13 protein-coding genes are annotated in these 15,474 nt (G+C 61.1%); 6 read left to right on the plus strand and 7 right to left on the minus strand.

Annotation, left to right across the window (positions count from 1 at the left end; all coding sequences use genetic code 11):
• Positions 1–232 precede the first annotated feature (232 nt).
• A complete protein-coding gene (locus tag GGD46_RS02100) occupies positions 233–1,897 on the plus strand; it encodes an electron transfer flavoprotein-ubiquinone oxidoreductase (RefSeq protein ID WP_184701349.1) in 1,665 nt (554 codons plus the stop codon).
• Positions 1,898–1,977: 80 nt separating this feature from the next.
• Here GGD46_RS02100 and GGD46_RS02105 read toward each other — a convergent pair whose 3' ends face one another.
• Positions 1,978–2,892 carry a DMT family transporter gene (locus GGD46_RS02105; protein ID WP_184701351.1) on the minus strand — a complete coding sequence of 305 codons (915 nt, stop codon included), beginning with the start codon at positions 2,890–2,892 and terminating at the stop codon, positions 1,978–1,980.
• A 144-nt stretch (positions 2,893–3,036) separates the two neighbouring features.
• Between GGD46_RS02105 and GGD46_RS02110 the strand changes: the two genes are divergently transcribed.
• On the plus strand, positions 3,037–3,510 hold the full coding sequence (locus GGD46_RS02110) for an Lrp/AsnC family transcriptional regulator (RefSeq protein ID WP_184701353.1): 474 nt from the start codon (positions 3,037–3,039) through the stop codon (positions 3,508–3,510).
• Between the two features lie 52 nt (positions 3,511–3,562).
• Here GGD46_RS02110 and mgtE read toward each other — a convergent pair whose 3' ends face one another.
• Both mgtE and GGD46_RS02120 read right to left on the minus strand, forming a co-directional pair.
• Positions 3,563–4,936 (minus strand): magnesium transporter, encoded by a 1,374-nt coding sequence (mgtE, locus tag GGD46_RS02115; RefSeq protein ID WP_184701355.1) that lies wholly within the window; start codon positions 4,934–4,936, stop codon positions 3,563–3,565.
• A gap of 355 nt (positions 4,937–5,291) precedes the next feature.
• Positions 5,292–6,305, minus strand: coding sequence for a zinc-binding alcohol dehydrogenase family protein (locus GGD46_RS02120; protein WP_184701358.1), 1,014 nt, complete (start codon positions 6,303–6,305; stop codon positions 5,292–5,294).
• A 104-nt stretch (positions 6,306–6,409) separates the two neighbouring features.
• On the opposite strand from GGD46_RS02120, the gene GGD46_RS02125 reads away from it, so the two are divergent.
• Positions 6,410–6,802 carry a winged helix-turn-helix transcriptional regulator gene (locus GGD46_RS02125; RefSeq protein WP_184701360.1) on the plus strand — a complete coding sequence of 131 codons (393 nt, stop codon included), beginning with the start codon at positions 6,410–6,412 and terminating at the stop codon, positions 6,800–6,802.
• Here GGD46_RS02125 and GGD46_RS02130 read toward each other — a convergent pair.
• Entirely contained in the window at positions 6,767–7,984 is a 1,218-nt protein-coding gene (locus GGD46_RS02130; RefSeq protein ID WP_184701362.1) for an MFS transporter, read from the minus strand. The genes GGD46_RS02125 and GGD46_RS02130 overlap by 36 nt on opposite strands.
• Before the next feature lie 328 nt (positions 7,985–8,312).
• On the opposite strand from GGD46_RS02130, the gene GGD46_RS02135 reads away from it, so the two are divergent.
• On the plus strand, positions 8,313–9,260 hold the full coding sequence (locus GGD46_RS02135; RefSeq protein ID WP_184701364.1) for a diacylglycerol kinase family protein: 948 nt from the start codon (positions 8,313–8,315) through the stop codon (positions 9,258–9,260).
• A 5-nt stretch (positions 9,261–9,265) separates the two neighbouring features.
• Here GGD46_RS02135 and GGD46_RS02140 read toward each other — a convergent pair whose 3' ends face one another.
• Positions 9,266–10,606 carry a glutamine synthetase family protein gene (locus GGD46_RS02140; RefSeq protein ID WP_184701366.1) on the minus strand — a complete coding sequence of 447 codons (1,341 nt, stop codon included), beginning with the start codon at positions 10,604–10,606 and terminating at the stop codon, positions 9,266–9,268.
• Between the two features lie 79 nt (positions 10,607–10,685).
• On the opposite strand from GGD46_RS02140, the gene GGD46_RS02145 reads away from it, so the two are divergent.
• Positions 10,686–12,053, plus strand: coding sequence for an aspartate aminotransferase family protein (locus tag GGD46_RS02145; protein ID WP_184701368.1), 1,368 nt, complete (start codon positions 10,686–10,688; stop codon positions 12,051–12,053).
• Between the two features lie 92 nt (positions 12,054–12,145).
• On the opposite strand, the gene GGD46_RS02150 is transcribed toward GGD46_RS02145, so the two are convergent.
• The gene (locus GGD46_RS02150; RefSeq protein ID WP_184701370.1) at positions 12,146–13,165 is read right to left on the minus strand and encodes a glycosyltransferase family 2 protein; all 1,020 of its coding nucleotides are present in this window, start codon (positions 13,163–13,165) and stop codon (positions 12,146–12,148) included.
• A 96-nt stretch (positions 13,166–13,261) separates the two neighbouring features.
• On the opposite strand from GGD46_RS02150, the gene GGD46_RS02155 reads away from it, so the two are divergent.
• Positions 13,262–14,221 carry a lysylphosphatidylglycerol synthase domain-containing protein gene (locus GGD46_RS02155; RefSeq protein ID WP_184701372.1) on the plus strand — a complete coding sequence of 320 codons (960 nt, stop codon included), beginning with the start codon at positions 13,262–13,264 and terminating at the stop codon, positions 14,219–14,221.
• 8 nt (positions 14,222–14,229) lie between these two features.
• Here GGD46_RS02155 and GGD46_RS02160 read toward each other — a convergent pair whose 3' ends face one another.
• Positions 14,230–15,474, minus strand: a complete 1,245-nt coding sequence (locus GGD46_RS02160; protein WP_184701374.1) for an RNA polymerase sigma factor — start codon at positions 15,472–15,474, stop codon at positions 14,230–14,232.

Raw genomic sequence — 15,474 nt, forward strand, 5'->3', positions numbered from 1 at the left:
CTTTGAAAGCCGTGCCTGATGAGAAGGTCGCAAGGGCAGGCAAAATATTGACGTTAACGTAAGAGTAATTTAACTTGCATGGTGCGGTGGGGGAATTGGGAGACTGCCTGTCGCTTCCCGGCTCGACAATTCCTTTCCATTTTGACAAGAGATAAATGAAGCGGGGAAGATGCCCAAAAGGGGATAAGGCTGCGATCCGATATCAAGGATGCCGGCCAAGCGGAGAGAGTGAATGACTGACGCGAGCGAGCTGCCGGAACGCGAGAGCATGGAATTCGACGTCGTGATTGTCGGGGCGGGGCCTGCTGGCCTGTCGGCTGCAATCCGGCTGAAGCAGATCAATCCGGATCTGACCGTCGTCGTGCTCGAAAAAGGAGCTGAGGTCGGCGCGCATATCCTCTCGGGCGCCGTCGTCGATCCGATCGGCATCGACCGCTTGCTGCCGGGTTGGCGCGACGAGGAGGGACATCCCTTCAAGACCGAGGTCAAGGAAGATCATTTCCTGTTCCTTGGCCCGGCCGGTTCCTTACGTCTGCCGAATTTCCTCATGCCGCCGCTGATGAACAATCACGGCAATTACATCGTCTCGCTCGGCAATGTCTGTCGTTGGCTGGCCGAGAAGGCGGAAGCGCTCGGTGTCGAGATCTATCCGGGCTTTGCGGCAAGCGAAGTGCTCTATGACGACCAGGGCGCCGTCATCGGCGTTGCCACCGGCGACATGGGCATCGAGAAGAACGGCGAGCCCGGTCCGAACTACACGCGCGGCATGGCGCTGATGGGCAAATATGTTCTGATCGGCGAGGGCGTGCGCGGCTCGCTCGCCAAGCAGCTCATCGCCAAGTTCGATCTGTCGAGAGACCGTGAACCGCAGAAATTCGGCATCGGTATCAAGGAGCTCTGGGAGGTCAAGCGCGAGAACCATAAGCCGGGCCTCGTGCAGCACTCCTTCGGCTGGCCCTTGGACATGAAGACGGGCGGCGGCTCATTCCTCTATCATCTGGAAGACAATCTGGTCGCCGTCGGCTTTGTCGTGCACCTCAACTACAAGAATCCCTATCTCTTCCCCTTCGAAGAGTTTCAGCGCTTCAAGACCCACCCCGCCATTCGCGGCACCTTCGAAGGCGGCAAGCGCATCTCTTATGGCGCCCGCGCCATCACCGAGGGCGGATACCAGTCCGTGCCGAAGCTGACCTTCCCGGGCGGCGCGCTGATCGGCTGCTCGGCAGGTTTCGTCAACGTTCCCCGCATCAAGGGCAGCCACAATGCGGTGCTGTCGGGCATGCTGGCAGCGGACAAGATTGCCGGGGCGATCGCCGCCGGTCGCGCCAATGACGAAGTGATCGAGATCGAGAACGAATGGCGCCAGACGGATATCGGCAAGGATCTGAAGCGCGTCAGGAACGTCAAGCCGCTGTGGTCGAAGTTCGGCACGGCGGTCGGCGTAGTGCTCGGCGCCCTCGACATGTGGACGAACCAGCTGTTCGGCCTCTCCGTCTTTGGAACGCTGAAGCATGGCAAGACGGATGCCGCCTCGCTGGAGCCTGCCGCCAAGCACCAGAAGATCGACTATCCGAAGCCCGATGGCGTGCTGACTTTCGACCGTCTGTCCTCGGTGTTCCTGTCGAACACCAACCACGAGGAAGACCAGCCGGTGCATCTGAAGGTCGGAGACATGGCGCTGCAGAAGAATTCCGAGCATGATGTCTTTGCGGGACCTTCGACGCGCTACTGTCCGGCCGGCGTCTATGAATGGGTGGAGAAGGACGGCAAGGAAACCTTCGTCATCAACGCCCAGAATTGTGTCCACTGCAAGACCTGCGACATCAAGGATCCCAACCAGAACATTAACTGGGTTCCGCCGCAGGGCGGCGAGGGGCCGGTCTATCCGAATATGTGAGTGACATCACGAAGATAGGGCCAAACGCTGCAATGAAGCGTTTGGCCCTGTCGAAGCTCCATCCCTGTGCAGGGTGGAAATTAATGCTGGGCGGGCTTGCGAGCGAGCAGGCCGGTGGAAAGCGCGACACCGGCACCAGTCACGATCGCTGCCGCAACGCCGGCTATTCCGATTTCTTCGCCGAGCAGGAAGCCGCCACCAATCGTGGCAAGAACGGGCGTAATCGCGGTGAAGGCTGCTGCCTGCGTGCCACCAAGAGCCTGGACGGCAAGACCATAGGCCAGCGTCGCGGCAAGACCCGACAGCAAGCCCTGGCTGACGATCTGCAGGCCGATTTCCGGCAAGGGCACCGAAGTCAGCGAGCTTCCGAAAATGGCGGCCAGGCCGACATGGATCAGGAAAGACCAGACGGCGATGATCGCGCTTGATTGCATCGCAGTCAGGCCCGAGCGCCGGAAGGCATGCGTATAAGCTGCCCACAGCAGAGCGGCGAGCGGCAGCAGGGTGAAGCCGGCCCAGGAGATCTGTACGCCATACAGGCTGCGAACTAGTAGGATCGCAACGCCGATGACGATGCCGCCAAGGCCGAGCCAGCGCGTCAGATCCAGCCGTTCGCGAAATAGCAGGACGCCGATCACGGCGGCGGCAAGAGGCATGGAGCCGCCGAGCAGAATGCCGGCGGAGGAGGCGGGTGTGAATTGGATGGCGAAGGTGGTCAGCTGAAAGAAGAGGGCGCCGGAGCCGCAGACCATCAGCGCGAGCAGCTTCAATGATACGCCCTTCGGTAGCAGGCCGGTCCGCAGCCAGACGGGGGCCAAGACTGCTGCCGGCACGCCATAGCGGATCAGGCCGAGGTCGATCGTGCTCATCTGCGTCTCGGCGGTGTGGCGCGTCGCGAGAATCCAATTCGCCCAGATCAATACGGTCACGATAGCGCCCGCGTAGCCCATCGCGGTGGGCGTTGCCTTGCGTGTGGAGAGAGACAAAGCGGTCATCGACATATCCTTTCCATCCATGCGGATCATCTTTGAATGAGGAAAAGATAGCGCCGAAGGCCGAGGCATGTCCTTGCTAGTTATGGCGCAGAAACAATGCTATGAGCAACAATCTGCTAATTGGGATTTATAAACTTCTCGATCATGCCAAAACTGGATAAGTTCGATATTGCGATCCTCAACTGCCTGCAGGAGGATGCGCGCGCCACCAATGTCGAGATCGCGGAACGGGTGAATCTCTCGCCATCGCCCTGCCTCAGGCGCATTCGCAACCTGGAAAAGTCAGGGCTGCTGCGCGGCTATCGCGCCGATATCGACCGCAAGGAAGCCGGTCTCGGTTTGACCGTCTTCGTCGAACTCAAGGTCGGTCATCATTCGAAGGAAAATTCCGAAGTGCAGCAGGCGGCGCTGCTCGCTATTCCAGAGATCGTTGCATGCCACCTGATTTCGGGATCCGCCGATTTCCTGGCGGAAGTCGTCGTGGCGGACCTTGCCGCCTATGAAAAGGTGATGTCGGAAAAGCTGCTGGCTCTTCCCGGTGTGGTCGATCTGCGCTCGAACTTCGCGATACGGACGATCAAGGCCAATGGTGCACTGAAGCTGCCGATGCCGGAATGAAGACGAAAAAGGGCCGTTGCCAGCCCCTTTTGTGATGAAAATCTCGATGCCGTCAAAGCATCGTTCCGCTGAGGATCAGCAGTGCCACCGAGAAGTAGATCACAAGACCGGTGACATCGACGAGCGTCGCGACAAAGGGAGCCGATGCGCTGGCCGGATCGAGCCGCAGCTTTTGCAGAACGAATGGCAGCATCGAGCCGGCAAGCGAACCGAAGGTGACGATGCCGATGAGGGCTGCAAAGACAGTCAGGGCGACGAGTTGCCAGTGCGGGCCGTAGTCGAACAGGCCAAGACTCTGCCAGGCGATGATGCGGGTGAAACCGACAAGGCCGAGGATTGCGCCGAGCACGATGCCGGTCGGCAGTTCGCGCAGCGCCACGCGCCACCAATCGGAGAGCTTGAGCTCGCCAAGCGCCAGCGCGCGGATGATCAGCGATGTTGCCTGCGAGCCGGAATTGCCGCCAGAGCTCATGATCAGCGGAATGAAGAGCGTCAGCACCACGGCCTTTTCCAGCTCGCCCTCGAAATGCTGCATGGCGCTCGCCGTCAACATTTCGCCGAGGAACAGGGCTGCGAGCCAGCCGGCGCGCTTGCGGATCATACCGGCAAAGCTGATCTTCATGTAGGGCTGGCCGAGGGCTTCCATACCGCCGAACTTCTGAGCGTCCTCGGTCGTATCGGCGATCATCGTATCGATAACGTCGTCGACGGTGACGATCCCCAGCATGTGGCCCTTGTCGTCGACGACAGGAAGCGCCAGCAGATCGTGCCGGCGGATCAGACGGGCGACATCCTCCTGCTTCATCAGCGGCGGTGCCGTGACTGGCGTGCCCTTTTGTGCGACGGTGAGGATACAGGCATCGGGCTCGCCGGTGATCAGGCGACGCAGCGTCACGACATGCAGCAGCACATGCGTTTCGTCATCAAGCACATAGATGGCATAGACGGTTTCGCGGGAGCGCTCGACCTGGCGAACGTGATCGAGCGTCTGCGCCACGGTCCAGCTCGCGAGAACGCTGACGAACTCCGTCGTCATAATGCCGCCGGCTGTGCGCGGCGGATAACCCATCAGGCCCTGGATAGCCTGGCGTGCATGCTCGTCGAAAGTGGTAAAGAGCCGGGCGCGGGTGTCGACATCCATGTCGAGCAGCACGTCGGCGACGCGGTCGTTGGACATGCCGTGCAGCAGCCGGGAAGCGTCTGCATTGCCCATGACTTCGAGGATGGCAGGAGCGTTGCGCAGTTCCGGCCGATCGAGAATGCGCACGGCGCGCTCTTCCGGCATTTTGGCGAGGATGCGTGCGGCTTCGGCCACATCAAGTACGTTCAGCGACTCGACGCGTTCGGCGATGGTGGCGCCGCGATTGTTATTGATGAATGCACGAGCGGCATTGCCAGCCCGCGCGGGAAAGCTGTTGATGTTCATTATAGCTCGCCTTTCCGGTCGATCCGCCGTCGTAGCGGATCGTGGCGAGCCGACAGGAGTCGGTTAGTGCACGAATGCTACTGACGGCAAAGGCAATCGACTACTACTGTCGCTAGGCATCTAAAGATGGCTCCGGTTAATCGGCATGGAAAAACGGTATTCCCCATGTGCGGAGAAGTCGCGCCGAAGGCATAAAAAGTCAAGAGGCGGACGTGCCTAAACGCACGATCCTGCGAGAAAATTTTGGTTAGGCGGCTGCAAATTTTTGCGACGCAATAAAGCCTGATGCAAATGCGTTAAAACAATGCGGCCGGACGACATGCGCCCAGCCCGAATTGCTGTGAAATCCGATCGCTCAGAAGCCCGCTAGAACGATCTTACCCTTCATCTTGCCGGTCTCGACGAGGGCGTGCGCCGTCTTCAGATTGGCGGCGTTGATCGTGCCCGCGGTCTCGGTCAGGGTCGAGCGGATCTTGCCGGCATCCACCAGCTCCGCGACCTTGGTCAGCAGCTTGTGCTGCTCGATCATGTCGGCGGTGCTGAAGAGCGGGCGTGTGAACATCAGCTCCCAGTGTATCGATACTGCCTTGCGCTTGAAGGGCACGACATCGAGCGTCTTCGGGTCGTCGATCAGCGCGAACCGGCCTTGAGGCGCGATGGCGTCGACGATTGAGGTGATGTGGTCGGCAGTATTCGTCGTGGAGAAGACGAAAGCCGGCGCGCCGATGCCAAGGGCCTCGATCTGCGGGGCAAGCGGCTTCGAATGATCGATGACGTGGTGAGCGCCGAGCTCTTTCACCCAGGCCTGTGTTTCCGGCCGGGATGCCGTGGCGATGATGGTGAGATCGGTTAGAGCCCGTGCGATCTGGATGGCAACCGATCCGACGCCGCCCGCACCGCCGATGATGAGGATGGCATTGGCAACACCGGAAACGGGGTCTTGCACCTTCAGACGATCGAACAGTGCCTCATAAGCGGTGATCGAAGTCAGAGGCAGTGCCGCCGCCGCTGGAAAATCCAGGCTCTTCGGCTTGGCGCCGACGATACGTTCGTCGACCAGATGGAATTCGGCATTCGATCCATCGCGGTTGATGGCGCCCGCATAGAAGACCTCGTCCCCCGGCTTGAACATGGTGACGTCGGGGCCGACCGTCTTGACGATCCCGGCCGCATCCCAGCCGAGGATCTTATACGCGTCGTCGCTCGGAGCGACATTGGCACGGACTTTGACGTCGACCGGATTGACGGAAACAGCCTTCACCTCGACGAGCAGATCGCGGCCCTTTGCCTCGGGCGTCGGCAGTTCGACGTCGATCAGGGATGTCTCTGCGGAGATAGGTTGCGGTTGCTTGTAGGCGACTGCGCGCATGGGAGAAGCTCCTAGGTTTGTTGCACAGTGGCTAGATGCGCATTATCCTCACATGGCGCAAGAATGCACAATTTCTGTACGTAGGTACAAAAAGGATACTGTCGATGTCGGTTCCCCGTTCCAAGCTTGTCAGGAATTTTCCGGGTTGTCCGGTCGAGGCGACGCTCAGCCTGCTCGACGGCAAATGGAAGGGCGTGATCCTGTTTCACCTGATGGAGGGAACGCTGCGCTTCAACGAGATCCGCCGCAAACTGCCGTCGGTGACGCAGCGTATGTTGACCAAGCAACTACGGGAGCTGGAGGAATCCGGGCTGGTTTCACGCACCGTCTTTCCGGTGGTGCCGCCGCGTGTCGATTATGCGCTGACGCCGCTAGGCGCCAGCCTTGGGCCGATCATCAAGGCCATGGCCGTATGGGGCGAAGAGAATGTGTTCTGCCATGACGGCCGCCAGCAACTGGCGTCATGCGTGACCGGTACGGCGCTCCAGAGCAACTGACAGCGCGAAGACGGCAAGACCGCCGACGGAGAGGACCGCGCCGACATAGCCGGTCGCTGCCGCGGTGAAGCCCCAGAAGATCACCAGTCCGCCGAGCCAGGCGCCGAGCGCGTTGGCGATGTTGAAGGCGGAGTGATTGGAGGCCGCGGCCAGCGTCTGCGCATCGGCTGCCACGTCCATCAGGCGGGTCTGTACTGCGGGGCAGGCGGCAAAACCGCAGCCGATCAGGAAGACGCAGATGCAGAGCATGACGGGGTTGGCGGCGGTGAGTGCAAACAACGTCATGATGACGACATTGAAGATCATCATGCCGCCGATCGTTCCCTTGATCGAGATGTCGCCGAGGCGCGAACCGACGATGTTACCGACATTCATGCCGATGCCGAAGAGTGCCAGCACGACCGGCACCATGGCGGTGCCAAGGCCGGCGACCTGGGTCGTCGTCGTGGCGACGTAGCTGAAGATCGAAAACATGCCGCCGAAGCCGATGGCCGCGACACCCAGCGTCAGCCAAACTTGAATGCGCTTGAGTGCGCCCAGTTCGCGCGTGATGCTGGCGCCTTCTTCGACCTTGTCCTTCGGCAGGAACAGGGCGATGAGAAGCATGGTGACGAGCCCGACGCCGCCGACCATCATGAAGGCTGCGCGCCATTCGAGAAGCTGGCCGAGATAGGTGGCGATCGGCGTGCCGATCAGCGTCGCGATCGTCAGGCCGAGCATGACTTGGCCGACTGCCCGCACGCGACGATGAACCGGCACCATGGAGGCGGCAACGAGCGCTGCGACGCCGAAATAGGCGCCATGCGGCAGGCCGGTGATGAAGCGCAGCACCGTGAAGCTTTCGAAGGTCGGCGCAAACGCACTGGAAATATTGCCGGCGGCAAAGAGCGCCATCATCAGCAGGAGCAGCGTGCGGCGCGCCATCTTGGCGGCGAGCACGGCAATGATCGGCGCGCCGCCGACGACGCCGAGCGCATAGGCGCTAATGACATGGCCCGCTTGTGGCGTGGTGACGCCGAAGGTATCGGCGACCTCGGGCAGAAGCCCCATGATGACGAATTCGCCCGTGCCGATGCCGAAACTGCCGACGGCCAGTGCCAAAGTCACCAGCGCAATGGCGGTGCGCGACGGCGTTTCCAGGGAGGTTTGGGTATCGAGAACCTCGACGGCAATATCGCTCACGAAAACTCCTTGGGCGGTAATCGGGTCGAAGCACCGCGAATCGCGCGGCGGACGCTGAAACCAGGTACTCGGCGCATCATGGGAAAATAAATGGACTGGGACGGCATGGACATGCCACAAACAACAATATCAATGATCGTACCATTCCTGTCCTGTGCATTTTTTGCAGCGCAGCATATCCATTCGCGCATAAGTGCCGGCCGGTTCTGCTTCCTGTGCAGGCGGCGCAATGCTTGAAATCGCCTTGTCCGAAACCATCTCTGTGAAAGCGCACGGGGGCGTCAGCCCCTTTTTTGAGATAGAATTTGAGAGAAGACCAAGAGCCCCGATGAAGCTGATCGGCTTTTTCAATCGTGATGGCGGCACGTTCCGAACGACCGACATGGCTGCCTATGAGAAGAGGGCGGAGCAGATCTTCCGTGACGCCGGTCACGATTTCGAAGCTGTGATCGTGGAGGGACGCAATATCGTTTCGGCGATGGAACGGGCGGCCCGCCGCGATGATATAGACGGCATCATCGCCGGCGGCGGCGACGGCACGATTTCGGCAGCCGCTGCGATTGCCTGGAGAAACGGCGTCGCCCTTGGCGTCGTTCCGGCCGGTACCATGAACCTCTTTGCCCGCTCTCTCAGATTGCCGCTCGATATCTGGCAGACGCTGAGCGTGCTGGCGACCGGCGAGGTCGACAATGTCGATATCGGCAGCGCCAATGGCCGCGCTTTCGTGCATCAGTTTTCGGCGGGTCTGCATGCGCGCATGGTGCGCTACCGCAACAGCTACACCTATCGCTCGCGCATCGGAAAGATGTCGGCCAGCACCCGAGCCGCTTTCGGCGTCATCGCCAATCCTCCGGAATTCGATGTCGATTTCGAAGCCGGCGGTATCAGTGAACGCCGGCATGTCTCGGCGATCTCCGTCTCCAACAATCCCTTCGGCACCAACGCGCTGCTCTATGCCGATAGTCTGCGCAGCGGCGAGCTGGGCTTCTATATGGCAAAGCCTTTGCGGCCGCTCGGTGTCGCCCGCCTTGCGATCGACATGCTGCGTGGCCGGGTGCGCGACAACACGGATGTCATGGTCATGCATACGCCCGAGGTGCGCCTGCATTTTCCGAAGCTACGCCAGCTGGCCAACTGCGTCATGGATGGCGAGCTTTTGCCGCTCGAGCGCGATGTGACGCTCAGGGTGCATCCCGGCGAACTCAGGGTGATGGTGCGACAAGGAACTGCCGCCCGTGTCGAGCGCGAGGGGGCGATCGACAGCCTCGCCGTCTGAGACCGTCAGAGGCGCGGCAGATAGGTGCGATAATCGAAATCGGAAACTGTGCGTAGGTGGCGGATCGCTTCCTTATGCTTCGTATCGCCGTAGAGCTTTTGATATCGCTCGCCGAAGACATCGGCGATGAAGGCCGAGGCGCGGAAGCGCTCGACAGCCGTCAGAAAATCATGGGTCAGCTTGGGCGCATCGACAGGCACGCATGCGGGCGTTGATTCCTCGCCGGGATCGAGGTCGTTCTCCAGACCAAGCAGCATGCCGCCGAGGATTGCTGCCAGCATCAGATAGGGATTGGCGTCCGCGCCGGCGACGCGGTGCTCGATGCGGGCGGCTGGTCCGTCTTTCTCGGGAATCCGCACGGCCGTACCCCGATGGCCGAAACCCCAGGTGAGATCGACCGGTGCAAACGAGCCCGGCTGGAAACGGCGATAAGAGTTGGCATAGGGTGCAAAGACCAGCTGCGCATCCTGCAGGGTTTGCAACAGCCCGGCGCAGACCGACTTCAGCCTCTTCGGCTCGCCGCCGGCCGCATCGAGGATATTGCGGCCTTGAGTATCGATGATGCTCGCATGCACATGCAGCCCTGAGCCGGCCTCGTCAGTATAGGGCTTGGCCATGCAGGTCGATTTCAGGCCATGCTTGCGTGCTGCCTGCTCGGCCACACGCTTCAGCATGATGCAGTCATCTGCAGCCGCCAATGCATCCGGGCGATGCAGCAGGTTGATCTCGAACTGCCCGGCTCCGAATTCGGCAGTCGTCGCGTCTGCTGGCAACCCTTGCGCCCTCGCATAACCGCGTAGCGTTTCAAGATAACCGTCAAGCAGGTCGACAGCGTCCATATCATAACCCTGAAAGCCGTTCGGTTCGCCCCGGTAGGTCAAGGCCGCCGGTGGCGAAGGAACGCCTCTTTCCCGCCAGTCGCCGGCGAGCAGATAGAATTCCAGCTCGGTCGCAACGACGGGTGTCAGGCCAAGCGATTTGTAGCGATCGAGAACGGCTGTGAGGATGGCGCGCGGGTCCTGAAAGCTTGGGCTGCCGTCGAGTTCATGCATCGTAGCCAGCACCTGTTTCGATCCCGCAGGAGCCCAGGGCATGTCGGTGAGCGTGCGCTGGTCGGCAACGCAGGTCCCGTCGGGATCGCCGATCGTCAGCGACAGGCCGGTGATATCGTCATTATCGTCGCCCCAGATGTCGAGCGATTGCGTCGAGGTCGGCAGCCGCACGGCGCCGGACCACACTTTTTTCTCGGCTGAGATTGGAATTTGCTTGCCGCGCAGCCGGCCGTTCATGTCCGATATCAGCACCTCGATGCGCGCGTTACCTTCGGTTGCGGTGTCGGCAGCCATGCTCTTGTAAATCCCCAATGCTCACGGCATGGTCGTAACTGATCAAAGCCAGCCTTTCAATCCGACAGGAATCTTGCAGATGTCCGACACGCCAAGCCGTTCCAATCTCGCCGCCGTCGATGCTGCCCACCATCTCCATCCCTTCACGAATATGAAGAAGCTGAATGCCGATGGCACACGGATCATCCAGCGCGGCGAGGGCGCACATATCTTTGACAGCAACGGCAAGAAGTATCTCGACGGTTTCGCCGGCCTCTGGTGCGTAAATATCGGCTATGGCCGCACCGAGATTGCCGAAGCCGCCATGCGGCAGATGAACGAGCTGCCTTATTACAATACGTTTTTCGGCACGACGACGACACCGACGACATTGCTGTCCGAGAAGGTCTGCGCCCGTGCCGGGCCGCATTTCAACCATGTCTTCTTCACCAATTCCGGCTCGGAAGCTAGTGACACCTGGTTCCGCATGGCGCGCGTCTATTGGGCTGCTGTCGGCCAGCCGGCGAAGAAGACCGTCATTGCTCGCAGGAACGGCTATCACGGCTCCACCGTCGCGGGCGCCAGCATGGGCGGCATGAAATACATGCACGAGCAGGGCGATCTGCCGATCCAGGGCGTCGTCCACATCGGCCAGCCCTACTGGTACGCCGAGGGCGGCGATCTTTCGCCGGAAGAATTTGGCTTGAAGGTCGCCCGTGAACTGGAAGAGAAGATCGACGAACTGGGCGAGGACAATGTCGCCGCCTTCGTTGCCGAGCCCGTGCAGGGAGCCGGCGGGGTGATCATCCCGCCATCAACCTATTGGCCCGAGATCGCACGCATCTGCAAGGCGCGGAATATCCTGCTCGTTTCGGACGAAGTCATCTGCGGCTTCGGCCGCTTGGGCTCGTGGTTCGGCTTTCAGCATTTCGGCGTCGAGCCCGATCTTGCACCAATCGCCAAGGGACTTTCCTCCGGATACCTGCCGATCGGCGGCGTGCTCGTCAGCGATCGCATCGCCGATGTTTTCATCAACGAGGTCGGTGAGTTCAATCACGGCTTCACCTATTCGGGCCATCCCGTCTGCGCGGCTGCCGCCATCGAGAATTTGAGGATCATCGAGGAGGAGCGGCTGGTCGAGCGCGTCCGCGACGACATCGGTCCTTATTTCGCCAAGGCGTGGGGCAGTCTTGCGGATCACGATATGGTCGGCGAAGCCGTCAGCGTCGGCCTGATGGGCGCCTTGCAGCTTGCCGCGGACAAATCCACCCGCCGTAGGTTCGAAAAACCGGATGCGGTCGGTTCGGCCGTGCGCAACCATGCCCTGGCAAACGGTCTGGTGCTGCGCGCAACAGGTGACCGCATGCTGGCCTCGCCGCCGCTTATCATCAGTCATGAGGAAGTGGATACGATGGTACGGATCGCGCGGCAAGCGCTCGATGCCGTCTGGGCTGACATGCGCTCGTAAGCGGCACTTCGCTTCAACGACGGCCGTGCGCCAACGGACGGCGCACGGAGGGCATGATCACGAAGTCAGCAGTCCAGCTTCCGATCGGAAACTCAAACGTCCTGATGCTCGCGGTCGAAGATCTTGCGCACGATGTAGTTCGGCGAGAGATCGTCGCGATAATAGATGCGGGCGATCATTTCGGCGAGAATGCCCGTCGTGATCATCTGAACGGAGGACAAGAGCAGCACGACGCCGACCATCAGCAGCGGACGGCTGCCGATATCGTCGCCGAAGATGAACTTATCGATGAACAGCCAGAACAGGATAATCGCTGCAAGCGCGCCAAGGCCGAGGCCGAGCGAGCCGAAGAAATGCCCGGGCCGCGCCTTGTAGCGCATGAAGAACATCACCGAGAGCAGATCGAGAATGACGCGGAAGGTACGCGAAATCCCGTATTTCGACGTGCCGTGCTGGCGGGCATGGTGGGTGACGGGCACTTCACCGATGCGTGAGCTCGGCACGACGCCTGCGACCCAGGCCGGAATGAAGCGGTGCATCTCGCCCATCAGCTTGACCTGCTTGATGATCGAGGCGCGATAGATCTTAAGGCTGCAGCCATAGTCGTGCAGCTTGACACCGGTGATGCGGCCGATCAGGTAGTTGGCGCACCAGGACGGGATCTTGCGCAGGAGGAGGCCGTCCTGGCGGTTCTTGCGCCAGCCGACGAGCAGGTCGAGCTGCCGCCGTTCCAGTTCATCGACCATCGAAGGAATGTCCTTCGGATCGTTCTGCAAGTCGCCGTCCATGGTGGCGATGAGGCGGCCATTGGCGGCATCGATGCCGGCCTGCATGGCGGCCGTCTGGCCGAAATTGCGCTGCAGTTCGACGATGCGCAGGATCAGCCCTTCGCGTGTCAGCGACCGGCGCGCATTGGCAAGCGTCGCATCCGCGCTGCCGTCATCGACCAGGATCAGTTCCCAGGGCTTGGTAAAGCCGGTCATCGACGTACAGATGCGCTCGATCAGCGGACCGACGCTTTCTTCCTCGTTGAAGACGGGCACAACCAGCGAAAGCTCCAGCTGGTCTGCCGCATCGGCCTGGGGGAGGGTCGACTCTGCCGTTGTCTGCAACTCTTCTTTCTCCTAAAAGACCGGCAGAACCTGCCGGACGGAAACGAGCGAAACGTCCGGGCTCAGCCTCCGCTCGCATTTGGGTGCCCTAACTACATGAAGACTCCAATGGTGGCCAGTCGACAGAATTGGTTTATTCGCAACCGAATGACGCTACTGACCCTCGCAGTTGTCGTGGCCTACGCTGCCTTCATCGAATGGTTCTGGGGCTGGGACTCCATTCTGGCGCAATGGGGTAAGGTCGGCGCGCTGCCGATCCTTCTGGCACTCGCGCTTCTGACCGGCACCTATTTCCTGCGAACCTGGCGCATCTACGATTACTTTCCAAAGGAAACATCGGGCCGTTTCACGGCGCTGTTCCGTGTGACGCAAGTCCATAACCTGCTGAATATCATGATGCCTTTCCGCACCGGCGAGACCAGCTTCCCGGTGTTGATGCGCTCGGAGTTCGGCATCCCGCTGGCGCGGGGCACATCGGCGCTATTCGTCATGCGCCTGCTCGATTTGCACGCGCTGTTGGCCGCAGCCGGCGTCGGTCTTGCGCTTGCCTCGTCCTATCATGTCCTGGCCTGGATTGTGTGGGCAGCCTTTCTGCTTCTGCCCGTCGCTGGGTTTATCTCCCGCCGGCCGCTGATCCGTCTTGCCGCCCGCATCCTGCCGAAGAAGGCGCAGGGCCTGGTGCACGAGCTGGAGCGTGGCCTGCCGGTCAACGCCCGGGCCTTTGCGCGCGCCTGGCTGACGACCGTCGTCAACTGGCTGGTCAAGGTCGTCGTGCTCGCTTGGGCGCTCCGCCTCATGAACGTCACTCCGCTCTCAGCAAGCTTCGGTGGTGCGCTCGGCGGCGAATTATCATCAGTGCTTCCGGTGCATGCGCCGGGAGGCGTCGGCACTTATCCTGCCGGCATCACCGCCGGCGCCATGGCCTTCGGTGCTTCAAGCGCGAAGGAAGCAATCGAAAATCTCGCGCAGGCCAGCATCAATGCACATCTGCTGATCATCGTGTCGGCGCTGACGGGAACTGCGATCGGATTGCTGGTCGGGCGCAAGCGCAGCTGAAGCGATTGTCACCGCGCAATGTCATCCAGCTCGGACAATCGCTTGCGCAGGAACGCTTGTTCCGGTGCCTGCTGGCAAAGCGAAAGCGCAGTTTCGTAGGCCTGCCGCGCCTCGTCCAATCGTCCAAGCTGTCTCAGGAAATCGGCCCTCGCGGCATGGGTCAGATGATAACGCGCCATGCGCTCTTCGTGCAGCAGGCCGTCGACGATGAAAAGCGCTGTAGCCGGGCCATCGCGCATGGAGATTGCCACGGCCCGATTGAGTTCGATCACGGGTGAGGGACTGGCCATCAACAACAGATCGTAGAGCGCGACGAGCTGCTGCCAGTCGGTATCGCCAGCGGTTACTGCGCGAGCATGTTCTGCCGCGATCGCGGCCTGCAGCGCATAGCTGCCGACGCTCTCAGCCGACATGGCTCTTGCCGACAATAGCAGACCCTCGCGGATCTGGCTGCGATTCCAGAGCGCGCGATCCTGATCGACCAGCAGCACCAGATCGCCTGAGGCATCCGTGCGGGCAAGCCGCCGCGAATCCTGCAGCAGCATGATCGCAAGAAGCCCTTCGATCTCCGGATCCGGCAATAGCTGCAGCAAAAGCCTGCCGAGCCGAATGGCTTCCGCGGCGAGACCGGCGCGGACGACCGCAGAGCCCGACGATGCCGAATAACCCTCGTTGAAGACGAGATAGATGACGTGCAGTACCTGGGCCAACCGCTCCGGCAATTCGGTTTTGCCTGGCACCTCATAAGGAATGCGGGCGGAACGAATGCGGTTCTTGGCGCGGACGATGCGTTGGGCAACGGTCGGCGCCGGAATCAGAAAGGCATGGGCGATCTCTTCCGTGGTCAGCCCGCAAACCTCGCGCAGCGCCATCGCCATGCGCGCCTCGGCGGGCACCAGGGGATGGCAACAGGTGAAGATCAGCCGCAGCATGTCGTCTTCGATCTCTTCGGGTTCCGTGGTCTCCATCGCCTCTCCCTCCGGGTAAAGGCTGTCGGCAATGTCCGAGCGCGCGGCATCGAAGCGTGTCCGGCGCCTGATGTGGTCGATGGCGCGAAAGCGGCCGGCCGAAACAAGCCAGGCATAGGGATTGGCCGGGATCGTCTCCTGCGTCCATTGCTGCGCCGCCGCCGCAAAGGCATCGTGAAGCGCTTCTTCGGCCCGGTCAAAATCGCCGAGCAGACGGATCAGCGTTGCCAGCACGCGGCGCGAGTGGCTGCGATAGATGCTGTCGATGGTTTGGTTCGTTGGCAC

Origin of the sequence: Martinezella lusitana (assembly GCF_014207095.1) — a bacterium.
Lineage (GTDB): Bacteria > Pseudomonadota > Alphaproteobacteria > Rhizobiales > Rhizobiaceae > Rhizobium > Rhizobium lusitanum_B.